At 63.8% G+C, this 218-nt stretch carries 1 pseudogene; it reads left to right on the top strand.

The features are described from left to right. Positions 1–218 (top strand): annotated as a pseudogene (locus RB628_RS42430) (hypothetical protein); the annotation flags it as partial.

Genomic DNA, 218 nt, shown 5'->3' with positions numbered 1-218 from the left:
GGAGGATCGACGAGGCGTCGGACGCCGGTATCCAGAACCGGAGTTGGTGGGAGGAGGTCGGTGACTGGTTCACTGACAACTGGGACACCATCGTCGCCGTGTGCAAGATCGTCGTCGCTGTCGTCGGCATCGTCGCGATGATCATCGGGGGGCCGATCCTCGGCGCGATCGTGCTGATCGCGGCCCTGGTCGTGCTCGCGGACACGCTCTACAAGTAT

It is taken from the genome of Streptomyces sp. ADMS (assembly GCF_033441795.1).
Classification (GTDB): domain Bacteria; phylum Actinomycetota; class Actinomycetes; order Streptomycetales; family Streptomycetaceae; genus Streptomyces.
Note: the sequence above shows the minus strand (reverse complement) of the source record. Positions and strands in the feature narration are given on the sequence as shown.